At 65.1% G+C, this 22,456-nt stretch carries 16 protein-coding genes; 3 read left to right on the forward strand and 13 right to left on the reverse strand.

The window, feature by feature from the left end; genetic code table 11:
- The first annotated feature begins 302 nt into the window (after positions 1–302).
- A complete protein-coding gene (locus JHC57_RS06580; RefSeq protein WP_294029208.1) occupies positions 303–2,636 on the forward strand; it encodes an EAL domain-containing protein in 2,334 nt (777 codons plus the stop codon).
- A gap of 319 nt (positions 2,637–2,955) precedes the next feature.
- On the opposite strand, the gene JHC57_RS06585 is transcribed toward JHC57_RS06580, so the two are convergent.
- On the reverse strand, positions 2,956–3,945 hold the full coding sequence (locus tag JHC57_RS06585) for an XdhC family protein (RefSeq protein WP_294029209.1): 990 nt from the start codon (positions 3,943–3,945) through the stop codon (positions 2,956–2,958).
- A 27-nt stretch (positions 3,946–3,972) separates the two neighbouring features.
- On the opposite strand from JHC57_RS06585, the gene JHC57_RS06590 reads away from it, so the two are divergent.
- Positions 3,973–4,545, forward strand: a complete 573-nt coding sequence (locus JHC57_RS06590; protein WP_294029210.1) for a nucleotidyltransferase family protein — start codon at positions 3,973–3,975, stop codon at positions 4,543–4,545.
- A 16-nt stretch (positions 4,546–4,561) separates the two neighbouring features.
- Here the strand turns inward: JHC57_RS06590 and paoC are convergent, their stop codons facing one another.
- Genes paoC through paoA form a run of 3 tightly spaced genes read right to left on the reverse strand, consistent with a single transcriptional unit; the run spans position 4,562 to position 8,359 of the window.
- Complete coding sequence (paoC, locus tag JHC57_RS06595) at positions 4,562–6,766, reverse strand: aldehyde oxidoreductase molybdenum-binding subunit PaoC (RefSeq protein WP_294029211.1); 2,205 nt, start codon at positions 6,764–6,766, stop codon at positions 4,562–4,564.
- A gap of 4 nt (positions 6,767–6,770) precedes the next feature.
- Positions 6,771–7,721, reverse strand: a complete 951-nt coding sequence (locus tag JHC57_RS06600) for a xanthine dehydrogenase family protein subunit M (protein ID WP_294029212.1) — start codon at positions 7,719–7,721, stop codon at positions 6,771–6,773.
- On the reverse strand, positions 7,718–8,359 hold the full coding sequence (paoA, locus tag JHC57_RS06605; RefSeq protein ID WP_294029213.1) for an aldehyde dehydrogenase iron-sulfur subunit PaoA: 642 nt from the start codon (positions 8,357–8,359) through the stop codon (positions 7,718–7,720). The genes JHC57_RS06600 and paoA overlap by 4 nt, the downstream gene beginning before the upstream one ends.
- Positions 8,360–8,637: 278 nt before the next feature.
- Here paoA and JHC57_RS06610 point away from each other — a divergent pair, with 278 nt between their 5' ends.
- Positions 8,638–9,393 carry an AraC family transcriptional regulator gene (locus JHC57_RS06610; protein ID WP_294029214.1) on the forward strand — a complete coding sequence of 252 codons (756 nt, stop codon included), beginning with the start codon at positions 8,638–8,640 and terminating at the stop codon, positions 9,391–9,393.
- A 33-nt stretch (positions 9,394–9,426) separates the two neighbouring features.
- Here JHC57_RS06610 and JHC57_RS06615 read toward each other — a convergent pair whose 3' ends face one another.
- The 9 genes from JHC57_RS06615 to JHC57_RS06655 all read right to left on the reverse strand — a co-directional run bounded on the left by JHC57_RS06615 (position 9,427) and on the right by JHC57_RS06655 (position 22,280).
- The gene (locus tag JHC57_RS06615) at positions 9,427–10,446 is read right to left on the reverse strand and encodes a sugar kinase (protein WP_294029215.1); all 1,020 of its coding nucleotides are present in this window, start codon (positions 10,444–10,446) and stop codon (positions 9,427–9,429) included.
- Entirely contained in the window at positions 10,443–11,240 is a 798-nt protein-coding gene (locus tag JHC57_RS06620; protein ID WP_294029216.1) for a 2-keto-4-pentenoate hydratase, read from the reverse strand. The genes JHC57_RS06615 and JHC57_RS06620 overlap by 4 nt, the downstream gene beginning before the upstream one ends.
- A complete protein-coding gene (locus JHC57_RS06625; RefSeq protein ID WP_294029217.1) occupies positions 11,240–11,986 on the reverse strand; it encodes an FCD domain-containing protein in 747 nt (248 codons plus the stop codon). Before JHC57_RS06625 ends, JHC57_RS06620 begins: the two co-directional genes overlap by 1 nt.
- An 82-nt stretch (positions 11,987–12,068) precedes the next feature.
- On the reverse strand, positions 12,069–14,939 hold the full coding sequence (locus JHC57_RS06630; protein ID WP_294029218.1) for a TonB-dependent receptor: 2,871 nt from the start codon (positions 14,937–14,939) through the stop codon (positions 12,069–12,071).
- A 113-nt stretch (positions 14,940–15,052) separates the two neighbouring features.
- Entirely contained in the window at positions 15,053–15,892 is an 840-nt protein-coding gene (locus JHC57_RS06635) for a rhamnogalacturonan acetylesterase (protein ID WP_294029219.1), read from the reverse strand.
- Positions 15,892–16,644, reverse strand: coding sequence for an SDR family oxidoreductase (locus JHC57_RS06640; RefSeq protein ID WP_294029220.1), 753 nt, complete (start codon positions 16,642–16,644; stop codon positions 15,892–15,894). The genes JHC57_RS06635 and JHC57_RS06640 overlap by 1 nt, the downstream gene beginning before the upstream one ends.
- Positions 16,645–16,657: 13 nt before the next feature.
- Entirely contained in the window at positions 16,658–17,941 is a 1,284-nt protein-coding gene (locus tag JHC57_RS06645; protein WP_294029221.1) for an MFS transporter, read from the reverse strand.
- The gene (locus JHC57_RS06650) at positions 17,938–20,100 is read right to left on the reverse strand and encodes a heparinase II/III family protein (RefSeq protein ID WP_294029222.1); all 2,163 of its coding nucleotides are present in this window, start codon (positions 20,098–20,100) and stop codon (positions 17,938–17,940) included. The genes JHC57_RS06645 and JHC57_RS06650 overlap by 4 nt, the downstream gene beginning before the upstream one ends.
- Positions 20,097–22,280 carry a chondroitinase-B domain-containing protein gene (locus tag JHC57_RS06655; RefSeq protein WP_294029236.1) on the reverse strand — a complete coding sequence of 728 codons (2,184 nt, stop codon included), beginning with the start codon at positions 22,278–22,280 and terminating at the stop codon, positions 20,097–20,099. The genes JHC57_RS06650 and JHC57_RS06655 overlap by 4 nt, the downstream gene beginning before the upstream one ends.
- Between the last annotated feature and the right edge of the window lie 176 nt (positions 22,281–22,456).

Below are 22,456 nucleotides of genomic sequence, written 5' to 3' on the forward strand. Positions count from 1 at the left end.
AAGCGAACCAGACCAGACAACTCGCCAACACCCAATACACGCGCCAAAAAAACAGGAAGAAGAGAGGTCATACCTTCCGCCGCATCCGTCTGTCGGCCCTATCCCGCATCGGCCTTCGGTTCGCGCCTCGCATCTTCATCGCCCATCTCACCTTACTTAGAATACTAAGTATATCGCACAAAAACGGGTCGGGCAAGGCTGGCGACGCTGCGAGCGGAGATTGCTACCCCCGACCTCGTCAGGCTAAGGCAATATTTAGGATTGCAGGGCAAAAGGCCGGTGGGGACCAAGGGGAGAGCTTTATGTTCCGTGTCCTCGAATGCATGGTCTATCAGCACGACCTGCGATTTGTGCTGCTTGCCGCGCTTGTCTGTATCCTCGGCAATATCTGCCTGTTTACCGTTTTGAGCCGGTCGACGCACTGCGTCGAGGTCCGGCGCCGACACTGGCTGGTCATCGCCGCGATTGCCGAGGGGATCGGTGTTTGGGCGACACATTTCGTCGCGATGCTGGCGTATCGCGGATCGATGCCGATCCAGTTCGACATCGGGCTGACCATATTGTCGGTTACCATCGCAATCGGCTTTTTCTGGTGCAGCTTCCGTCTGCTCGGCAAGGCGCCCGATATGCGGCGTAGCGCGATCGCCGGCACCATCGCCGCGACCGGAGTCGCGGCGATGCACTTCACGGGCATGGCGTCGATCATCGCCCCGGCCCGCGTCACCTATGACCTCGCCCCGATCGCCGTCTCGCTGGCGCTTTCGGGATTGTGCTTCTTTGCCGCCTTTCTATCCTTTGCGAAGATGCCCGGCTGGAAGCGGATCGCCATCCCCGCCACCTTTGCGGTGCTCGCGATCATCGCCCTGCATTTTACCGCCATGTCGGCCACCACGCTTGTCCCCGACCCGACGCGCGGCGAGGCCTTCTCCGGAACGGCAAGTCACGGATGGCTCGTTCCCGCGATCGTCCTCGCCAATCTCCTGCTGGTGGCGCTCGCACTCACCGGCGCGCTCGTCGACCGCTGGCTTACCGATGCGAACGGCCTTGCCGACGCTACGCTCGAGGCGCTCGCGATCACCCATGACGGGTGCATCGTCGAGGTGAATGCGCGGCTTTGCTCGCTGCTCGGCGTCAGCAGCGGTGCGATCGTCGGCAGCACGCCGGCGGACTGGTTCGTGGCCTCCGATGGCGGCGCGTTCGACCCGCCCGACGGTTATTCGGTCGAAGCGCACGTCCGCCATAGCAGCGACGAAGATCATATTCTGGAAATCGCGACCCAGACGATCGAATATCGCGGCCGCAGCTGCCAAGTCCTCGCGATCCGCGACCTGTCCGACCGCAAACGCGCACAGCGGGCGATCGAGCATCTGGCGTCGCACGACGCACTGACCGACCTGTCGAACCGCACTCATTTCGCTCGCGCATTCGATGCGGCGATCGACGCGAAAAAGCCGTTCGCGCTGCTGGCGCTCGACCTCGACAGATTCAAGGCGGTCAACGATGTTTTCGGCCATGGCGCCGGCGACGAAATCCTGCGCCGTATCTCCGACATATTGCGCGCGGCGGTGCGCGCCGACGATATCGTCGCCCGCGTTGGCGGCGACGAATTTCTGATCATCCAGACGACGATTTCGGAACCCGAAGACGCCCGGCGGCTGACCGCGCGTATCCTTGAGACGCTGGCGATCGAAATGGACGTCGCGCGCGATCCGATGGCGGTCGGGGTCAGCATCGGCGTCGCCCTGTTCCCGCAGGACGGCGCCGATGCCGAAACGCTGCAGCGCAACGCCGACACCGCCCTCTATCGCGCCAAGAACAACGATCGGGGCCATGCCGCTTTCTTCGATCAGGAGATGGACGAGCTGGCGCAGGAGCGCCGCGCGCTCGAACACGACCTTCGCCATGCGATCGCGCGCGATCAGCTCCATGTCGTGTATCAGCCGCTCGTCGCGACGGCCTTTGCCTCGGTGATCGGTTATGAAGCACTGCTCCGCTGGAATCATCCCCATCGCGGCGAGATCGCGCCCGACGACTTCATTCCGGTCGCCGAGGAAATTGGTGCGATCGTACCGATCGGTGAATGGGTATTGCGCGAGGCGTGCAAGGCGGCCGCGGAGTGGCCCAAGAATGTTTCGGTCGCCGTCAATGTGTCGACAATCCAGTTTCAGGTACCGAACCTGCCCGCGATCGTGCGCGACGCACTGTCGCAATCGGGGCTCGATGCGCACCGGCTCGAGCTAGAGATCACCGAAACCGCTTTCCTGCGCAACCGGCACAACGCGCTGAAGGCGCTGCATGAAATCCGCGCGCTCGGTGTACGTATAGCAATGGACGATTTCGGGACAGGCTATTCGTCGCTGAGCAACCTCAAGGCCTTTCCGTTCGACAAGATCAAGATCGACAAGAGCTTCGTCGCGTCGATCCCGGACGATGAGGCGGCGCGATCGATCGTGCGTGCGATCGTCGGCCTCGGCCGGAGCTTCAACATGCCGATCGTCGCCGAGGGCGTCGAAACCGAGGAGCAGCGGCAAATGCTGCTCGACGAAGGGTGTCCGCAGGCGCAAGGCTATTATTTCGGCCGCCCCGCCGGCGATCCGTTTGCAGGCGAAGCCCCTACCCGCCTTGCCGAACAATGATGCGCGACCGAAGGCGAAGGATTACTGGCCAAGCCCGAACTAGGCGATAGAATTCGCCGGGCGGATGAGGCACAAGCCGTCCGATGGCGCTATATGGGGGATCAATCTGGCCGGTGCGGGCCTATCGCCAAGGCGACGACGAACGGGCGATAGCCGATCTCGACCGCGCGGTTCGACACGCGCCGCAATCGGCGCGCGCCTATTACAACCGCAGCCTGATTCTGTGAAAACGGGGTGACACGCGGCGCGCCGACCTCGACGAACAGCGCGCGATCAACCTCGACCCCCGTTATCAGGCGCTACGCCAGCGCAGCGGCGACTAGGCGACCGCGGCCGAAGCACGGGATTCGCGATCTTCATCCGCCAACCCCTCGCCGATCCGGTTATATTCCTGCACGATCTCCGACAGCGCCGAAAGCGCAAGCGTCGCCGGGTCGCGCGTCGCCGGGATCAGGCCGACCGAGGTACGAAGCTTTCGCCGCATCCCTTCCGGGACACCCGCCTGACGCAATGTGTCGCGGCGGAGTTCCTGCGTTCGCCGGCTCCCGATCGCCCCGACGTAAAAGGCCGGAAGATCCAGCACGCGTGGCAACAGTTCCTCCTCCCAATCACGATCGTGAAAGACCGACAGGATCGCGGTCCAGCCATCGGTCGCGACGGGCGGCAACATCGTCCGGGTGGTCAGCCGGATCGTGTCGAAACCCGCCGCGCCCAGCTCAGCCAAGGCCCGATCGTCGGGTGAAAGCGCGCTGACGTCAGCGCCGAAGGCGGCGGCCAGCCTCGCCAGCGCCAAAAGCTCTTCGCCCTGCCCCATCGCAACGATCCGGAGCCTCGGCGGATAGCAAAGGGTGAAGCCGTCGTCGTGCCAGCCGGTCCGGCTGCTGGTGTCGCTTGTGGTGCCCGACCGAACACCGCCGTCTCCCAGCCGCAGGACGGCCATCTCGCGGCGACCGTGCCCGGCCAAGGCATCGGCGATCGCACGCGGAGCGGGGTGCGGATTGAACAAAAGATCAATGCCGCCACCGCAAGGCAAGCGTATGTCCAGATAGGGCGAGCCGGCCCCGAAACGCACAAGCCTTGCCTGCCCGTCGGCAAGCGTTCCTATCGCTTCGGCCACGACCGCCGCCTCGATGCATCCTCCAGAAAAAGACCCGGCATATCGACCGTCATCGGCTACGGCCATCTGGGCGCCGATCGCGCGCGGAGACGATCCGTCGATCGCGGTCAGGGTGACCAGCACCGCCCTCTGCCCTTCCTCGTTCCGGGCCAGAACAAAGCGCAATATGTCGGCCGGCGTGGTTGCAATCATGTACGATTTGTCCTGAAATCGGCGGCCATGATCGACGCCCGGAACATCGCCGCCATTTTGCTTGCCGCGGGCCGATCCGAACGGTTCGGAAGCGATGACAAGCTGATGGTGCCGCTCGACGGTGAGCCGCTGGGACTCCACGCAGCGCGGCGGATCGTCGAACTCGCGCCTGGACAGCATATTGCCGTTTGCGAAAGTGCCGACCACCCGCTTGCGGCGCGGCTGGCAGCTCTCGGGTATGAAATCGTCACGAACCCGCATCCCGAACGGGGGCTGTCGCAGTCGCTGGCAAGCGGCATTGCCGCGGCCGACAAGGCCGAAGCGGCGCTGGTCTGCCTTGCCGACATGCCTTTCGTGACGACCGCCCATGTGGAAGCGCTACTCGCACGCTTCGACGCCGAGACTGCGCCAGTCGTGGCATCGACGCGCAACGGCACGCCGATGCCGCCCGCGCTGTTCGCGCACTCACTGTTCGACGCGCTGCAGGCGCGCAAAGGCGACCAAGGCGCCCGTGCCCTGCTTGCCGACGCGGCGCTTGTCTCCGCCGGGGCGCGCGAACTCGCAGATATCGACCGGCCGGACGATCTGCCCGTCCCCTGATCGCAGCGCATCGCGATCACGTCATCTCCGGCAATTTGTCGATGAACTTGTCGAGGGTGATCGGATAGCTCCGCACGCGTGCGCCCGTTGCATTATAAACTGCGTTCGCCACCGCCGCCGCGACGCCACAGATGCCGAGTTCCCCGACGCCCTTCGCCTTCATCGGCGAGGTGTTGGGGTCGGTCTCGTCGAGGAAGATCACCTCCTGATAGGGGATATCGGCGTGAACCGGCACCTCATATCCGGCGAGGTCATGGTTGACGAAGAAGCCGAACCGCTTGTCGACCGCGAGCTCCTCCATCAATGCCGCGCCCGCTCCCATCGTCATTCCGCCGATGACCTGGCTGCGTGCGGCCTTCGGGTTGAGGATGCGCCCCGCTGCGCACACCGCGAGCATCCGGCGAATGCGGACTTCACCCGTCGCGCTGTCGACGCCGACCTCGACGAAATGCGCGCCGAATGTCGATTGCTGCTTCTCTTCGGCGAGCTTGCCGAATTCGATCCTGTCCTCGGCGACAAGTTCGCCGTCCTTCGCCGCGTCGCCGAGCGCGAAGCTGCGGCGCCCGACCTTGACTTTGCCATCGGCGAAGACTGCATCGGCAGGATTTAGTCCGAGTTTCTGCGCCGCCGCCTCGCGAAGCTTGACGCAGGCGGCATAGACACCTGCAGTCGAGCTATTTGCGCCCCATTGTCCCCCCGAGCCCGAGGAGACGGGGAAAGAGGAATCGCCCAGCTTTACCACGACGTTGTCGAGCGGTACGCCCATCATTTCGGCCGCGGTCTGCGCAATGATCGTGTAGCTGCCGGTGCCGATATCGGTCATGTCGGTTTCGACCGTGACGATCCCCGCACTGGAAAGCCGCACACGCGCCGCCGAATTGGCGTTGAGATTGTTGCGGAACGCCGCCGCGACGCCCATGCCGACGAGCCATTTGCCGTCGCGCGTGCTTGCCGGCTTGCCGCGTTTGCTCCAACCGAATTTCTCGGCACCCATCTGCAGGCATTTGTTGAGCTGGCGCTGGGTGAAGGGCCGGCTCGGCGCTTCGGGATCGACCTGCGTGTCGTTCAGGATTCGGAACTGCACCGGATCGAGGCCGAGCTTTTCCGCCATCTCGTCCATCGCAACCTCAAGCGCCATCATACCCGGCGCCTCGCCGGGCGCGCGCATGTCGTTGCCTTCGGCCAGATCGAGTGCGGCGATGCGCATCGCCGTCATGCGGTTGGCACCCGCATAGAGGAGGCGCGTCTGCGCAACGGCGCCTTCGGGCTTGGCGGCATTGAGGTCGCCCGACCAGCTTTCGTGGCCGATCGCAGTCAGCTTGCCGTCGGGCGTCGCGCCCAGCCGGATGCGCTGAATCGTTGCCGGGCGGTGCGGCGTGTTGTTCATCATCAGCGGCCGCTGCAGCGCGACCTTGACCGGGCGCTTCGTCGCCTTCGCGCCCAGCGCCGCGAGGATCGCGTCGGCGCGGACATAGAGTTTGCCGCCGAAACCTCCGCCGACATAGGGCGAGAGCAGGCGGACATTCTCCTTGGGCAGGCCGAGCGTCTTGGCGACGTCGCCTGCCGACCAGGCGATCATCTGGTTCGAGGTCCAGACGGTCAACTTGTCACCCTCCCACGACGCGATCGACGCGTGCGGCTCCATCATCGCGTGCGCATGGTCAGGCGTCGAATAGCGCGCGTCGAGCTGTACCGGCGCGGCGGCGAAGGCGGAGGCGAAGTCGCCGACGGCCGTATCGGGCTGATTGCCGTAAAGCACCGGCGCCTTGCCAGCGGTACCGACGGTCGCGGAAAGGTCATAGGCGCCTTTGTCGCGAGTATATTCGACGCGGACGAGCGAGGCAGCGGCGCGCGCCTGTTCGAAGCTTCCGGCGACGACGAGCGCGACCGCCTGATGATAATGCTCGATGCCGGGGCCCCCAAGGAGCGTCGCATTGTTGAAGTCGCCCTTGCCGAGCTTTCCGGCATTGGCGGCGGTGACGATCGCGAGCACGCCGGGCGCGGCCTTTGCCTCGTCGAGGTTCATCGACGCGATCTTGCCCTTGGCAATCGCCGATCCGACGACGTAGCCATAGGCCTGCGTCGCCGCGAAATCCTGATGCTCATAGGCATAGGGCGCGGTTCCGGTGGTCTTGAGCGGTCCTTCGATGCGGTTCGTCGGTTTGCCGACCACCTTCAGCTGGTCGATCGGATTGGTGGTAGCAGGCGTGTCGAATTTCATCGGCTCAGCCTTTCGCTTGCGCCAGCACGCCGGCGAGCGTGCGCTCGACCAGTGGCAGCTTGTAGGCATTTTCGTGAGTCGTCTTCGCCCCCGCGAGCAACTTTGCGGTGACCGCCTTTGCGCCGCGCGGCAGGTCTGCCTCGGCCGCCTCGACGCGCCACGGCTTGTAGGCGACTCCGCCCAAGGCGACGCGTCCCGTGCCGTCCCTTTGCACAACCAGCCCGACCGAGATCAGCGCGAAGGCATAAGAGGCGCGGTCGCGCACCTTGTGATAGACATGCGTGCCGCCGACCGGCCTCGGCAAGGTCACCGCGGTGATCAGTTCGCCCGGGACCAGCGCCGTCTCGATATGCGGGGTCTCGCCAGGCGCGCGGTAGAAATCGGCATAGGGAATGACCCGCGTCTTGCCTGTCACATTGACGGTTTCGACGCTGGCGTCGAGCGCGCGCAGAGCCACGCCGACATCGCTCGGTTGCGTCGCGATGCATGCATCACTGGCGCCGATCACGGCCAGAATGCGGTTGAAGCCGCCGATCGCCGCGCAGCCGCTGCCCGGCTGGCGTTTGTTGCACGGCTGGTTCGTATCATAGAAATAGGGGCAGCGCGTGCGCTGAAGGATATTGCCCCCCATCGTCGCCTTGTTGCGGAGCTGGCCCGAGGCGCCCGCGACGAGCGCGCGCGAAACGAGGCCGTAATCGCGGCGGATGCGTTCGTCGGACGCAAGGTCAGTGTTGCGTACCATCGCTCCGATGCGCAGCCCGCCCCCGGACGTCGGTTCAATCCTGTCGAGCGCGAGGCGGCTGATGTCGATCAGATGCGCGGGCGTCTCGATCTCGAGCTTCATCAGGTCGAGCAGGTTGGTGCCGCCAGCGATATAGCGCGAACCTTTGGTGCGCGCGAAGGCGGCGGTGGCGGCGGCGGGCGTATCGACGCGCTCGTAAGTGAAGCTTTTCATGCCTTCACCCCCGCCACGTCGCTGATCGCCGCGACGATGTTGGGATAGGCGCCGCAGCGGCAGATATTGCCGCTCATCCGCTCGCGTATCTCCATATTGGTGACTGCGGGTGCTAAGGTCAGGTCGGCGGTGACATGGCTCGGAATGCCGGCCTTGATCTCGTCCAGCACCGCGACCGCCGAGCAGATCTGGCCCGGCGTGCAATAACCGCATTGATAGCCGTCGTGGACGACGAATGCCTCCTGCATCGCATGCATCCTGTCGGGGGTACCGAGGCCTTCTATCGTGGTAATCTCGTCGCCGTCGTGCATCACCGCAAGGGCCAGGCAACTGTTGATACGCCGCCCATCGACGATGACGGTGCAGGCGCCGCACTGGCCATGATCGCAGCCCTTCTTGGTGCCCGTCAGGTGCAGATGCTCGCGCAGCGCGTCGAGGAGCGACACCCGTGTGTCGAGTTCGAGACTGTGCGCGGTGCCGTTGACTTTGAAAGCCACCTCGGCTGTCGGGGGAACCGCCGGCGCGGACGCCGCGCCCGCGGGCGTCGCGGTCGGGACCAGCGTCACCGCCGCGACCGAGGCCGCGCCGCCCACCAGCACGCCGCGCCGAGACAGCTCATGGTCTTCGGGAGTCTGCATCGCATTCCTCCGTTTCTGTATCTGTTTGCCAATGGGCAAGGGCCCACGAGGCAGGTCAGGCAGTCGATACCGCGCAGATCTTATGGCCTCCGCGTCGGCACAGAAAATTTCGGATTCGCATGAGAACGGTATCATAGAGGTACGCGGCGGAACAAGATCAGCAGCAAGAAAAGAATCGCGACGATCGGCAAAGAGTTTGGCGCACAGGGCACTGTTAAAGAATCTTGCGGAAACGGCAGTCTGGCGCCACTGCTACCGCGAATCGCTGGGACGACAGGATGACGGGCAAGCTATCCATTCGCATTTCTCCGGAGTTCACGAGCTTCGTCGGCCGCGGCCCTTGCGACCCCGCGTTCCTGCCGACCGATGCCCTTATTCTCGGCTTCGGCGATATCGGCGAACCCGCCGTTTCGATGATGTTTCCCGGCGATCTGGATGGCCCCGCCGACGATCATCTGGTCGTGCTGGCGATCAGCCGCGCCGCATGCGATCGACTGTTCGCATACCGGCCCAAGGCCGATGGGCGCTGGTACCTGCCCGCAGACCTTCGCGGCATCGGCCGCGCCGTGGTCGCGGTCGACGGCGATGGCGAAGCCGACGACATGCTGCGCGCGGCGCGGAGCCAAGAGCTGCTCTGCCAGACCTTATCGGCGCTCACCGCCGGGCGGATGGTGGAGGTGGCGGGCACGACGTCGCTCACCGAGCGCGACATCACGCGCGTCGCCGCGGCGCATCAACTGGTCAACGAGCGCTGGCAGGAGAAGCTGACCGTCGGCAGCGTCGCGCGGCGCTGCGGCCTCAGCAAGGCCAAGCTGACGCGCGGCTTTCGCGAACTTTATCAATGCAGCGTCGCGGAGGCGGTGAGCGAACGGCGGCTGCAGCGCGCGCGCCAGCTTCTCGCACAGAGCGATCTGCCGATATCGAGCATCGGCTATAACTGCGGTTATATGAGCAACGCCAGTTTCACGCGCGCTTTTGCGCGCCGTTTCGGCATGGCACCAACGAAGATGCGCGATCTTAAGGCTGCGGTCTGAATCGCGAAGCGCACTCACTGCCAAAGCCAAACGTTAGCGCGAAATGTCCTGCGCGATGTGCGAGGCCCCTTCGAGCACCGTGCGCGAAAAGGGCGCGAAGTCGCCGCGAACGCCATGTTTGAGCGCAGCGAGCGCAAGGCCGTGCCCGGCGGCGGCGGCAAGACCTTTCCCCGACCATAATCCGTCGAGCACACCAGCCGCAAAGGCATCGCCGGTGCCGACACGGTCGATCACCGGCGCAATGACGGCTGCGTCGGTCACCCCGCAGGCATCGCGCGTATCGATGCGCGCCGTCAGCCGGTGCGCATCGGTCCCGATGAGTTCGCGCGCGGTCGAGGCGACATATTCGAGCGAGGGAAACGCGTCGAGCAGCGCCAGCGCTGCTTCGCGTCGGCGATCCTCACCGTCGCCCGAAAACTCCCGACCGAGCAGCAGCCCGGCGTCGCGATGATTGCCGAACAGCAGCGTTGCCTGTGCAACGATCGGTTTCAATATTGCCGCCGGATCGGGTTGCCAGCGTTCCCAGAGGCGGCCGCGCCAATTGCCGTCGAACGACACGCCGATGCCGGCCGCGCGTGCGCGCACGACGGCTTCGAGCGCTGCATCGGCGCTTTTCGGTCCGAGCGCGGGCGTCACGCCCGAAACGTGCAGCCAGCCGGCACCGTTCAGCAGTTGGTCCCAGTTCCAGTCGCCCGGCGCCGTCTCGGCAAAGGCGGACCCGGCGCGGTCATACACGACTTCGGCCTGCCGCATCGGCCCGCCGGGAAGGTGATAATAGAACCCCATGCGACCTGCTGGACGGAGCACCGATGCAACATCGACGCCATGATGGCGAAGTTCGCCGAGCACACCGTCGCCGATCGGACCTTCGGGAATCGCACTGATCATCGCCGCATCGCGGCCCAGTGCGGCGAGCGCAACGGCAACATTCGCTTCGGCGCCGCCGACATACGCGTCGAAGCGTGCCGATTGCAGCGGCAGCTCGCCCTGTGGAACCGAGACGCGCATGACGATCTCGCCGAAACAGGCAATGGTCCTCGTGGCCGGAGTCATGACCGAAATCCGGTTTCCGCGACGGCTATGCAGGCGATATCGACGTCGGTGCCGAAGCGGGCTGTCGCCGTCTGACCGATGGCGATCGGATGAACGCCGGTGATCGCACCCGCCGAGATCCACTGCCCTGCCTTGAGTTCGATGACGCCGCGCCGATGAAGATCGACGAGGAAATCGAGCGATCCCCACGGACCATCGAGTACGTCGACCGGGCGCCCCGCCCCAACCGTCAGGCCGTCGATTTGCGTTTCGACCTCCAGCGTCGTGAAACCCTCGATTCGCAGCTTCGGCCCGAGGAGCAGGCCGTTATTGATGCCGATATCGGCGATAATGCCATAAGGCGCATGGTCGTGGACGTCGGGCGCCGGCGAGCTCGCAACTTCGAAGCCCGCGCGAATTTCGTCGATCCAGGCGGCGCGATCTTCGCCACCGGCCGGACCGTCGGGGACCGCCCCAAGGCGCAACATCACGTCGGCCTCGATCGCACCGGCGCCGCCCGCGAAAACGGGCGCCTCACCCCGCACTCCGCCGTCGAGTTCGCCGACCCGCAGCACGGGCCCCGCAATCCGCTCGGCGCCGAGTGTTTCGATCAGCGCCGACGGGATTCGCCCGACCTTCCACCCGAGGACCGGCGCGCCGAGCGCTGCGGTCAGGCGCTGCTGTACCGCATAAGCCTCGGCGAGCGTCGTGGGAACGGGCGCCGGAAAGACCGCCAGTGCGCGCCCCGACAGGCGCGCGTCGAGCAGCGCCGCAACCGTATCCGGCGCGGCCGGGGAAGATGATGCATCGGACATCAGGCCAGTTTTGCGCTCAGCAGATAGCGCTCGCGGCTTTCGGCCGACTGGCGGCGCAGTTCGACCATCGCGCGTTCTTCTGTCTCGTCGAGCATCGATTCGAGCAGACGGTTGAAGTGGCGTCGCATCGCAAGCCGCGCGCCGGTCGCATCACGCTTGCGCAGCGCCGCGACGACGTCGGCATGCTCGGCTTGACGGGCGGCGCCGTCCTTGCGGCAGACGAGAGAATGGCTGCTCCGCACCTCGGGCAATTCCATGCGCATCCGCCACAGGCTTTCGATGACATGGATGATCGCCTTGTTGCTCGACGCCGCGGCGATCGCCATGTGGAACTCGCGGTCGATCGCACTGATCTCTTCCTCGCTCTTGCCGTCGTCGGCCATCGCGTCGAGCAACGCGTCGAGTTTCTCCAGCGTTTCGGTCGAAATCGTTGGCGCGGCGAGCGCCGCGGCTTCGGCCTCGAACAGCGAACGCGCTTCGGTGAGTTCGAAGGCGCTGACCTTGGGCAGCACCGCATTGTCGCCGGGCAGGATAGCCTCGACATAGGCACCTGCCCCGGTACGAATGTGGATCCAGCCCGTGGCCTGCAACGCGATCTCGGCTTCGCGGATCGTCACCCGGCTCACCTCGAACCGCTCGGACAGTTCGCGCTCGCCCGGCAGCCGGGTTCCCGGCGGAAAGGTTCCGTCGAGAATCAGCCGCCGGATCGTGTCGGCGACGTCTTCGAAAAGGCGGCGTTCGGCCATGGTCAGTCTTCTCCCCACACAGGTGTCAGGAAGTCCATACAATCCGGTAGGACAAGTTTGAAGCCCATGACCGAAGTTAATTCTAGATTCGCGCCCGGATACCGACGAAATATTTCGCACCATAATAATGATACTGCCGGCTACTGCCATAGACCGGCATATAGGTAGCCTTCGGTTCGTTGAAGATGTTGAGCGCTTCGAAGCGGAGCGACACGCCTTTCATCAGGTCGAGCGAAGCGCGGAAATCGACGGTTTCGCTGGGGCCGACATAACGCAGCTGGCTGTTGCCGCCAACGAAGTCCTGATAATATTTCGAGCGGTAGTTGTAGATCGCTTGCAGCGACACCGGGCCAAGCTCGTAATAGGCCTGCGCCGACAGCACATGCTTCGAATAGCCCGAGAGACCCGCGGCGGGGATGATGCCGGACGACACCGTATCGGTTTCGGGATCATATTGATCGCCGAGGTTGACGTCCTGATTCTTGAAATTGGAATCGGCGTAGTTGTAGCTGACCTTTGCGCCCAACCCGTCGAGCGGTTTCGGCAGGAAGCTGAAACGTGTCGCCGCGGTCAGTTCGAGGCCATAGATGCGCGACTTGTCGGGGCTGTTCCGCGTCTGGATGACGGGCACGGTCACCGCCTGTCCGTCGATGACGAACTCCTCGTCGAACACAACCGGCTGGAATCCGCCGCTGAACTGTTTGTAATAGAGCGTCGCCGACAGGAGGCTGTCTTTGTTGGGATACCATTCGATCGCAACGTCGGCGTTCCACGACATCAGCGGTTTCAGCCTCGGGCTGCCGTTGGCGCGAACATTGCCGATCGCTTCCTCGACCGAGGTGAAGTCGTCGCCGTCGATCGTGAAGGTGCGTCCGGCGCCAAGCGCGCTGGGTGCGGGGCGCGACATGGCGCGATAACCCGCGACGCGCAGCAGCGTATCCGGCGCCACCTCGAAGATCGCGTTGACGCTGGGCAAGATGCGCGTGCTGCTGCTCTTGATCGTCACCGTTTCGAAATCGTCGGTGGTGTCGAGACGGATGGTGCCGTCGCCATTGTCGATGATGACGAGGTCGCTGCGCAGGCCGTTCGAGGTGACGTCGGTCTTGACGACGCGCACGCCGATGTTGCCACGGACCGGCATGTTGCCGAGGTCGGCGTCGTAATCGGCCATGATATAGCCCGCGAGCGTGCGTTCGGTGACGTTGCGGTTTGCCGGCGAGCGCTTGTCGTTGAGCGCGCCCGGGTCCTCGCTCCCTGTATATTCGCGGAACAGGCAGTCGACGTCGAAGGTCGCCCAGCTGTTGATCGTGTTGCCGTCGGCGGCCGACAGGAACCCGGTCTGCGGGAAAGCCCGGTTACGACACAGATTGTTGATCCGGCGCTCTTCGTCGATATCGGAGGTCAGGTCGAAGTCCTCGTTGCGCACGTCATAGTCGCGGTAGGTCATTTCCGACCAACGAACGCCAGCCGATAGCTTGCTGAGGAAACCATCCATCTCGTAGCCCGCGTCGAAGCGGCCGGCGACGATCTCGTTGCGCCGGCGGCTCTGGTCGCGGCGGAAGCGTGCGTCGTCCCAGAAGAGATCGTGATTGTTGAGGTCGAAGCGCGGATCGATCGTGATCGTGGGTACGAAGCTGCCCGGCGTGATCTCGTAAGTATAGGGAACACGGATGTTATTGTTCTGGGGACCGGCGAAGAAGTTGAGGTTGCCATTGAGGTCTCGCTGATCCGTGCGCAGGCGGACGTTGCGTTCGTCCTCGACGCGGATGGTGCGTGAATAGCTGCCATCGACGGTCAGTGTCAGGCGGTCGTTCGGCTGCCATTCGACAGAGAGGCCGCCGCCCAGATATTCCTCCGAGCGCGACAGTTCGGATCCGTTCGATTCGAGCGCGCTCTGCCCGCGCAGGCTCTGGATGATGCCATTTTCGTCGTAGACGACGTCGGTCAGACTGCGTCGCGCTTCGGAGATATTCAGATCGCGGCGGCTCTCGACGAAGGTGCGGTCCGAATATTGGACGTCGAGATTGATGTTGAACTGGTCCGACGGCCGCCACTGGACCGAACCGAAGATCGCGTCGCGCTTGTCGGTCTCGCTGATCTGGCGGAAGGTATAGGCGTTGGGGACGAGATAGAAGGGCAGGTTCTGTCCATATTCATCGCGCGTATATTCGTTGCAATTGTTGTTCGCGACGACGGGCGAGGCCTGGCACGCGGTCCAGGTTGTCGAGGCGGCGTAGGTTTCCTCGGGATTGTTGGTGTCGTTGCGCTGGACGCCGACCGCGATGCCGATCGTGTCATTCGCGAACTGGTCGACGTAGCTCAGCGTCCCGCGCCAACCGATGCCGCCCGATCCGACGATGCGGTCGCCATAGGGATTATATTGCGCCTTGACCTCGCCCTGCAGGCGGCGCTTGCCGAAGTCGAGCGGACGTAGCGTCCCGATCTCGATCGTGCCCGCGACGCCGCCTTCGACGAGGTCCGCCTGCTGCGTTTTGTAGATCTTGATATTGTTGACGAGTTCGGACGGGAACTGATTGAAGTTCACCGAGCGGTCGCCGCTGCCGTTCGTCGCGTCGCGGCCGTTGAAGGTCGCGTTCGAGAGGAAGGGGCCGAGCCCCCGCAGTGCGATTTCGGAGGCATCGCCCTTTTCGCGGTGGGTCGTCGCGCCGGTGATCGTCTGGATTGCCTGCCCGACCGAGAGCGCGGGCAGGTCGCCGATGTCATCGGCCGACAGCGCGTCGACGATCGCTGTTTCCTCGCGCTTCGTGTTGATCGAATTCTGGATCGTCTCCCGGATGCCGGTGACGACGATCGCATCCTCCTCATTCTCGGCCTGTGGCGCAGGCGCATCCTGCGCCATGGCGGGCCCGGCCGCGACCAGCAGCGTCGAACCGGCACCAGCCAGCAGCGCGGCGCGCAAGTTGCGCGCGCGGATCGGATTGCGAGAATTCACGTCGTCTCTCCCTGAAACTGATTCTGTTCTGACCAACATGTCGAACATGGCAGCCAATTTGTCAACAATGGTGTATGGCAAATTGGACTAACCAATTTGCCATACACTTTTTGTCAGCGCACGAGCTGACTCCGAAGCCCCGGTACGGCGCGCGCAAGCGCCTGCGTCACCAGCTTGGCGGTAACCTCGGCACCAACGTCGCCGAGATGCGTATAATCGAACTTGCGTGTCACCTGTCCGCGTGCGCCGTCGCCCGCGATCGGCGCGGGTTCGGGCGGCGCCGGACGCGCGGTCAGCGTCGTGCCCGCCTTTGCCGCTGCGAGTTCCTCGTCGGTTGGCGGAACCTGCGCGAGCTTGGTCGACATCTCGGCGCCCATTTCCTGTGCCTGCGCGGCACTGAGTGCGTTCAAATCGACCAGCGGCACGTCCATCGCCTTCGCAACACCGCGCACCCCGTCTGACCAGCTCACGAGCGTGTTCCGGAGCTTGCCGCCTCTGAACTCGCGGCGTGTCAGCGGGGTAACGAGGACGGGCGTCGCACCCGCGGCCCTCACCTCCTCGACGAAGCGACGGAGATTGGCGGGAAATTCGGTCGTCTCGTCGGTCCAGCGTTCGGACTTCGATGACTGGTCGTTATGCGCGAACTGGATCAGCACCCAAGTACCGCGATATCCGGGCACCTTCGCTTCGGCGAGCGCGATGTCCCAGCCACCCTCCTGCCGATAGCTTCGCGTGCTGCGCCCGCCGCGCCCCGCATTGAGGCACGCGACCGACGACTTGACGTGATGCGCGCAGAACGCCCCGCCCCAGCCGCTGTGCGGCGCCATTGTCGAATCGCCGACAAGGATGATCTTGTACGGCTCGAGCGGCGGCGCATCAGTCCGCTCGCGGGTCTGGGCCTGCGCCCCGCTTGCGAGCAGCGCGCAGACGGTCATGGCGACGAGCCGGCGCATCAGGAGAAGCCCAGTCCGCCGTTGATGTCCAGACAGACGCCCGCGAGGAAGCTCGCCGCCGGCGAAGCGAGATAGACGATCGTGTCAGCGACCTCGTCGGGGTGACCTTCGCGGCGCAGCGGGGTGTTGCCGGCGGTCGCGGCGCGCCCTTCGGGTTTCGAGAAAATGTCGTGGAAGCTGGTGCCGATCAGGCCGGGGCAGACCGCATTGACGCGGATGCCCTGCGGCCCGAGTTCCTTGGCCATCGAGCGGGTATAGGTCATCAGCGCGCCCTTCGCGGTCGCATAGACCGAAGCGCCGGGGCCGCCGCCGTCGCGGCCGGCGAGCGACGAGACGTTCACCACCGCCGAACCTTCGCCGAGGAAGGGCTGCGACGCCTGGAGGACGAGGAAGGCCGATTTGAGGTTGAGCGTCATGACATGGTCGAAGAACTCCTCGTCCATCTCGCTCAGCGTCTTGCGCGCGACCATGCCGCCCGCGAGGTTGACGAGGATGTCGAGCCGGCCGCTGAACGCGACGCCGACCTCGTCGAGCATCGCGCGGACGGCGTTGCTGTCGGTGACGTCGGCCTGAACGAGGAAGGCGTCGCCGCCCGCGTCCTTGATCGTCTTCAGCGTGTCCTCGGCGGCTTCGCGGCCGCTGTTGTAGTTGATCGCGACGCGGACGCCGGCGCGCGCGAGCGCGATCGAGACCGAGCGGCCGATGTCGCGGCCGCCGCCGGTGACGAGCGCGGTTTTGCCCTGGAGAGTCATGTGGTGCATTTCCTTATTCTTGATCGTGGGTGGGTTGGGTGGCGACCGGTTCAACGCGACCGCCGACCAGCCAGAAACACAGGAATGAAATCGGGACGATCGCCGCCGAGAGCGCGAAGATCGGCGCGTAGCTCGTCTTGGTGAGTATGGGGACGAGCCAGGTGGTGATCAGCGTGCCCGCGACCGCGGCGGTGCCGCTGATCCCCGCGAGGCTGCCGACCGCGCCGCCGCCGAAATAGTCGCTCGGCAGCGTCTGGATGTTGCCGATCGCCATCTGGAAGCCGAAGAGGATGCACGCGATGAGCAGCACCGCGGTCAGCGGATCGCTCGCGCCGATGGTGAAGAGCAGCGCGGGCAGCATGATCGCACAGCCGATCGCGATGCTGAGCGTGCGCGCCTTGTGGACGCTGCCGCCGCCGGTGATGATCCGTCCCGCGAACCAGCCGCCGAACAGGCTGCCGAGCATCGCGCCGACAAAGGGCACCCAAGCGAAGAGGCCGATCTGCTTGACGTCGAAGCCGAAGGTTTCGGCGAGATAGATCGGCAGCCACGACACGAAGAGCCACCAGACGGGATCGAGGAAGAAGCGCGACAGGATGACGCCCCAGCTTTGGCGATAGCGGAGCAGTTCGCCCAGGGGCACGCGGCGGTCGTCGCCCTGTCCCGCCTCGGTGCGGCCGGTCAGGATATAGGCGCGTTCTTCCTCGCTGATCCCCGGATGCTTGTCGGGGTCGGCCTTGTAGAACCAGAGCCAGGGCACGAGCCAGATGAAGCCGAGCACGCCGATGAGGAGGAAGGTGCCGTGCCAGCCGAACTGGACGAAGAGCAAGGCAATCAGCGGCGCCGAGATGATGCCGCCCAAGGAGGCGCCGGCGTTGAAGATGCCCTGCGCCAGCGCGCGTTCGCGCGAGGGGAACCAGAGCGCGTTCGCCTTGGCCGCGCCGGGCCAGTTGCCCGCCTCGCTGATCCCGAGCGTCGCGCGCAGGAAGACGAGCAGCGGCATCGAGCGCACCAGCGCGTGCGCCGCGATCGACAGCGACCAGACGACGATCGAGAGGGTAAAGCCCATCCGTGTGCCGATCGCGTCGAAGATGCGCCCGAAGAGCGACTGGCCGAAGGCGTAGAAGATCATGAAGATCGTCACCAGCAGCGCATAATCTTCCTTCGAAGCGCCGATTTCCTTCGACACCTCGGGCCACATGACGGCGAGCGCGTTGCGGTCGATATAATTGATGACGGTGGCGAGCGCGATCAATCCGATGACGCACCAGCGGAAGCGACCCTTGATATTGCTCATTTCTTCGCTCCGGTTCTGGCGAGATCGAGGCGGCCGACGGGGCCGGTCCAGGCGAGGGTTTGGCCGTCGATGGCGAGGCTGTGCTTCGCATCGGCGGCCGTATCCTCTGCGACGGCGATGGCGATGCGGCGGCCGTCGACGAGGGTGACGAGGACGAGATCGGCGCCCTTTTCCTTGCGATGCTCGAGCGCCGCGACGCGCGCGCTGCTCGCAACGACGGTTTCGGCCGCGGCGTCATAGGCACCATGCGGTTCGAGCAGGCTGACGAAGGTCGCGTCCGCGGCGCCGTCGACGCGCTGGATCAGCGCGGGCTCGCGGCGCAGGTTGAACTCGGGATCGTTCGCGCCGCTTTCGGCGAGGATGAAGCGCGCGCCCGCGGGCGGCAACATATGGTAGCTATAGAAGCGGCTGCCCTGCATCCACGTCAGCCGCGCCTTGCCGGCCTTGGTCCCGATCCCGTCGACCCACAGATGCTGGTAGCCGTTCGCCTTCCCCAGCACAGGGCGCTCGGCGAGATTGCGGTCGAACGCGACGTCGCTGTCGATGATATGCCCCGAAAAATGCAGCGGCAGGTCATAGACATGCCTGCCGCTGCCAGTTCCGTGGAGGATATCGAGCGTCAGAGGATTGGCGAGGCCGTCGACCGTGATCAGCAGCAAAGCGCGGCGGATTGCGACGCCCTTGTAGGCGCTGTCGATCTCGGCGATCGTATAGCGGGTCGGCCCTTCGAGCGATGCGGCAAGCTGGCGCGTTCCCTGTTTTTCGCCTGCTTTCCAGTCGCCTGCGAAGTGGCTTTGCTCATCGACGACAAGCGTGTTGTGCGCGATCGTCGCGCTCGCCCAACTGTCGTTTTCGGGGAGGTAGCGCCCGCCGCGCTTCGCCTCGACATTGAGGAAGCGTGCGGCGCCATAGTCGGTCACGACCGCGCCGGTCTCGTCATAGTAGAGCCAGCCGAGCCGGTCGAAATGGCCGTGCCCCATGCCCTGCACGGTGTTCTTGGCGACGAGCAGCGGGCCCGAGGGATCGGTGTTGGTGCGCAGCAGCACGAGCGCGCCGCCCTTGCCGTCGGGGCCGTCGGACAGCAGCCGCGAGCCGAACGGCCAGGGCTTCGCCTTGCCCGCCGCGAGATCGGCGGCCATCGCCTGCCCTGCCGGGGTCAGCACAGTGCGCCCCTGCCAGTTGGCGATCGACAGGAAGGCCGGGTCCTTGGTCGCGCCATAGGCGATGGCGACGGCGTGATAGAGTTCCTCGGTGCGCAGGCTCTTGTCGGGCATCGCGTCGTTGATCGGCAGGAAAGTGCCGTCGTGGGTCAGGTCGATCGCGGTGCGGATCGCCTTGAGCACGATGCCGCCCCGATATTCGAAAATCTTTCGGTCGGGATCGTTCGCCGCGATCGCGGCCGCGAAGACGACGAAAGGTTGCAGCGCATAACGTTGATAATAGGGCCCTTCGGCATAATAGCCGTCGGGCGAAAAGAGCAGATCGAGCTGGCGCAGGAAGCCCGCCTTGCCGCTCTTGTCGAGCCCGAGCAGCGCCTTGTCGACGAGGTCGCGGTCGCCGAGCAGATAGCCCGACAGGCCGACGCCCGCCGCCGCCCAGGTCGCGTGATTGTGGATGCGGTTGATCACCTCGGGCGACTCGTCGGACAGGAAGCGCGCCATCGGGCGGATCACATTGTCGTCGATCCGCTTGCGGTCGGCAGCGGAGAGCGCATCGCGGATTTCGGCATAGCCCTGCAACGCGTTGACGAGGAAAACGCTGTCGTTGAGGCTCTGCCAGAACAGGCGACCCGCGTTCTGGTTGGCCTTTGCGGGGTGCGGCCCGAGCCCCGGATAGAGATCGGCATAGGCCAGCAAAAGGTCGCGGACATGGTCGCGGTAGCGCGCTTCGCCGGTCAGGCGGAAGAGCTGGCCGCCTTCGAAGATGATGCGGTAATTGCGCTTGTGCTGTTCGTGGGTGAAGCCGCCGCCGGGATCCTTGGGGACGGGCACGTTGATGCCAGCCTTGATCGACGCATCGACGTCGCGCCGCGCGCGCTCGATTTCGGCGGCGAAGAGAGGCGCGAAGGCCTGCGCCGAAGCGGCGGGCGGGGCCTGCGCCGCGGCCGGGATGACCGGCAGCGTCGCGGCGGCGAGCAGGAGCGCAAGCGTGCGGGTCACGGGTGCGCCTCGACGATATTGCCGGTGACCTGCCCGCGCGGCGGGCCTTTCCATGCGAGTTCCTCGATGCGCGGCGCGGGGGTCGCGGCGAAGGCGTTCGACGCGATGCGCGTTTCGGGCGCGCCGACCGAATGGATGACGACGATGCCGTCCGATTTGGCGAAGCTGTTCTGCGCGATTTCGGTATGCTGGGCGCCCGATATGCGCAGCGACGCGCCGTCCGCACCGCTATTGGCGACGCTCGAGCCGGTCATCGCGAACCAGGGGCCGAACGTGCTTTCGTCGGTGCCCTTGCGCAACAGGTCGGCGACCATCGCGACGCCGGCGAAGCGGCTGCCGCTGATCGTCAGCCGCTCCATCGGATACCAGCCCTTCGGCTCCTGCTCGCCGGTCGCGGCGACGACGACGCCCATTGCGGAAAAATCGCTGTTGGTGATCGTGACATCGTCGGCGAAGGTGCCCGGCGCCATCGCGATGCCGTCGAGACGGCCCTTGCCCGGACCGCGCACCGACAGGCCCTTGAGCGCGATGCTGTAATTGGGCGCGACGCCCGGAGCGACCGCGATCAGCGCGCCGTCGCCGGGCGATGCGCTTGCGTCCACCGACAGATTTTCGAGCCGCAGCCCGCCGCCGCCCTCGATCCGTGCGAGGCTCGACGCGACGCGCAGCACGGGCTTCGCATCTTTCGCGCCCGCGATGATCAGCCGGTGGCGCACCGTCAGCGGCGCGGCGATGTCATAGGTGCCGGTGGCGAGCGCCAGCGTGTCGCCGGCCTTCGCATCGGCGACAGCCTCTGACAGCGAAGCATTCGCCGCGATTGGCCGTGTGACGCCGGCGCCGAACGCCGCCTCCGGAGCATCGCCGCGATACCAGTTGGCGCCGACCTCTTCGCGCGTGACGGGTTTGAGGTCGCGCGGCGCGCCGACGGCGGCGAGCGCGGGGTCGGTGGGATAGAGGAGGCCGTTGGCGGCGCGTTCAAGCTTGACCTCGCGCTGCTCGACGCCCGCGCCGAGAAGCGGTTTTGCGACCTTCGCCTCGACATTGCCCGCGAAGGCGATGCCGCTGATCTCGCCTTCGGCGCGGAACGGGTCCTCGCCCTTCGCGCCGACGATCAGATTGCGATCGAACCGGCTGTCCACGGGTGGCGCCGAGCGTTCGGCGTCGGCGCCCGCCGCGAGCGTGATGCGCGCGACGTCGATGAGGCTGTTGCCCTCGATCCGCGCATTCGCGACCTGATGATAGCGGTTGATCACCGAATTCGGCACGCCGTTCATCACGGTGATCGCGCTCTTGAACGAGCTGCCCGCGAGCCCTTCGAAATAATTGTCGCGCACGATCTGGTCGCGGTTGATGATACGCACGCCGCCGGTGTCGGGCACGCCCTTGCCGAAGAAGATGTTGCGCTCGACGAGGTTGCCGTTGCCGTGGCGGAGCACGAAGGCGCCCTGCGCTTCGAGCACCAGATTTTCGCGGATGATATTGCCGCCCGACTTGACCGAGACGATCTCAACCTCGCCGCTCGTGCGGTCGAAGATGTTGCGTTCGACGACCGTGTGGCTGTCGGACAGCGATTCCTCGCTGGTGCCGATGCGGATCGTCTCGCCGCCGTTCGAGCCAAGCGGCGGACGCGGGCCGAAATAATTGTGATCGATGCGGTGGCGATTATCGAGCGGGTCGCCCGCGCGGCGGATCACCGCGAGCGTCACGCCCGCGTTGGTCTTGCCCTCGAAATGCGAATGATCGACGCGGTTACCGGTGCCGTAGAGCGCAACCCAGATATCCTCGGCGCGGCGGTCGGCCTTGCTGAAACCGTCGATGACGGCCTCGGTGACGCGGCTGTCGGAAGCGAGCGTTTTCGAATCGCGGCGAAAGCTGATGACCTCGCCTGTCGGGCTCGCGCCATTTTTGAAGACGAGACCCGAAACGAGAAGATGCTTTCCGCCGATGCGCAGGTTCGACTGGCCGGTGAGCAGCACCTTGCCCCTGGTTTGCGCGGTCAGCGCGATCGGTTTGGTGGCGGTGCCGTTGCCGGTGAAGACGATCTGGAAATCGCGCCATTCGCCGTCGGCGAGGATGATCGTGTCGCCCGGCTGCGCCTTTTTCACCGCGGCCTTATATTGCGCCTGATCGGTCACAAGCAGGTCGCGCGCCAGCGCCGGATGCGCGGTCGAGGCCAGCATCACTAGTGTTAGAATCGCCCTTATCTGCACCGCGCCTCACCCTTTTTGTGATTCTTGGCCATTGGACTATACAAGAGGTAGGACAATATCAACCGGTTTTCGGTATAGAATATAGGTTGACATATTGGTCTGACAAAGCGAGCCTCTCTCCAAACAAAGCCAATGAGGGAGAGTGG

The organism is Sphingopyxis sp. (assembly GCF_016463645.1).
GTDB lineage: Bacteria > Pseudomonadota > Alphaproteobacteria > Sphingomonadales > Sphingomonadaceae > Sphingopyxis.

Bases quoted from the DNA above. Each gene is read 5' to 3' on its own strand.
- JHC57_RS06580 (WP_294029208.1), top strand. From the start codon at position 303: ATGTTCCGTGTCCTCGAATGCATGGTCTATCAGCACGACCTGCGATTT.
- JHC57_RS06585 (WP_294029209.1), bottom strand. From the start codon at position 3,945: ATGATTGCAACCACGCCGGCCGACATATTGCGCTTTGTTCTGGCCCGG.
- JHC57_RS06590 (WP_294029210.1), top strand. From the start codon at position 3,973: ATGATCGACGCCCGGAACATCGCCGCCATTTTGCTTGCCGCGGGCCGA.
- paoC (WP_294029211.1), bottom strand. From the start codon at position 6,766: ATGAAATTCGACACGCCTGCTACCACCAATCCGATCGACCAGCTGAAG.
- JHC57_RS06600 (WP_294029212.1), bottom strand. From the start codon at position 7,721: ATGAAAAGCTTCACTTACGAGCGCGTCGATACGCCCGCCGCCGCCACC.
- paoA (WP_294029213.1), bottom strand. From the start codon at position 8,359: ATGCAGACTCCCGAAGACCATGAGCTGTCTCGGCGCGGCGTGCTGGTG.
- JHC57_RS06610 (WP_294029214.1), top strand. From the start codon at position 8,638: ATGACGGGCAAGCTATCCATTCGCATTTCTCCGGAGTTCACGAGCTTC.
- JHC57_RS06615 (WP_294029215.1), bottom strand. From the start codon at position 10,446: ATGACTCCGGCCACGAGGACCATTGCCTGTTTCGGCGAGATCGTCATG.
- JHC57_RS06620 (WP_294029216.1), bottom strand. From the start codon at position 11,240: ATGTCCGATGCATCATCTTCCCCGGCCGCGCCGGATACGGTTGCGGCG.
- JHC57_RS06625 (WP_294029217.1), bottom strand. From the start codon at position 11,986: ATGGCCGAACGCCGCCTTTTCGAAGACGTCGCCGACACGATCCGGCGG.
- JHC57_RS06635 (WP_294029219.1), bottom strand. From the start codon at position 15,892: ATGCGCCGGCTCGTCGCCATGACCGTCTGCGCGCTGCTCGCAAGCGGG.
- JHC57_RS06640 (WP_294029220.1), bottom strand. From the start codon at position 16,644: ATGACTCTCCAGGGCAAAACCGCGCTCGTCACCGGCGGCGGCCGCGAC.
- JHC57_RS06645 (WP_294029221.1), bottom strand. From the start codon at position 17,941: ATGAGCAATATCAAGGGTCGCTTCCGCTGGTGCGTCATCGGATTGATC.
- JHC57_RS06655 (WP_294029236.1), bottom strand. From the start codon at position 22,280: ATGCTGGCCTCGACCGCGCATCCGGCGCTGGCGCGCGACCTGCTTGTG.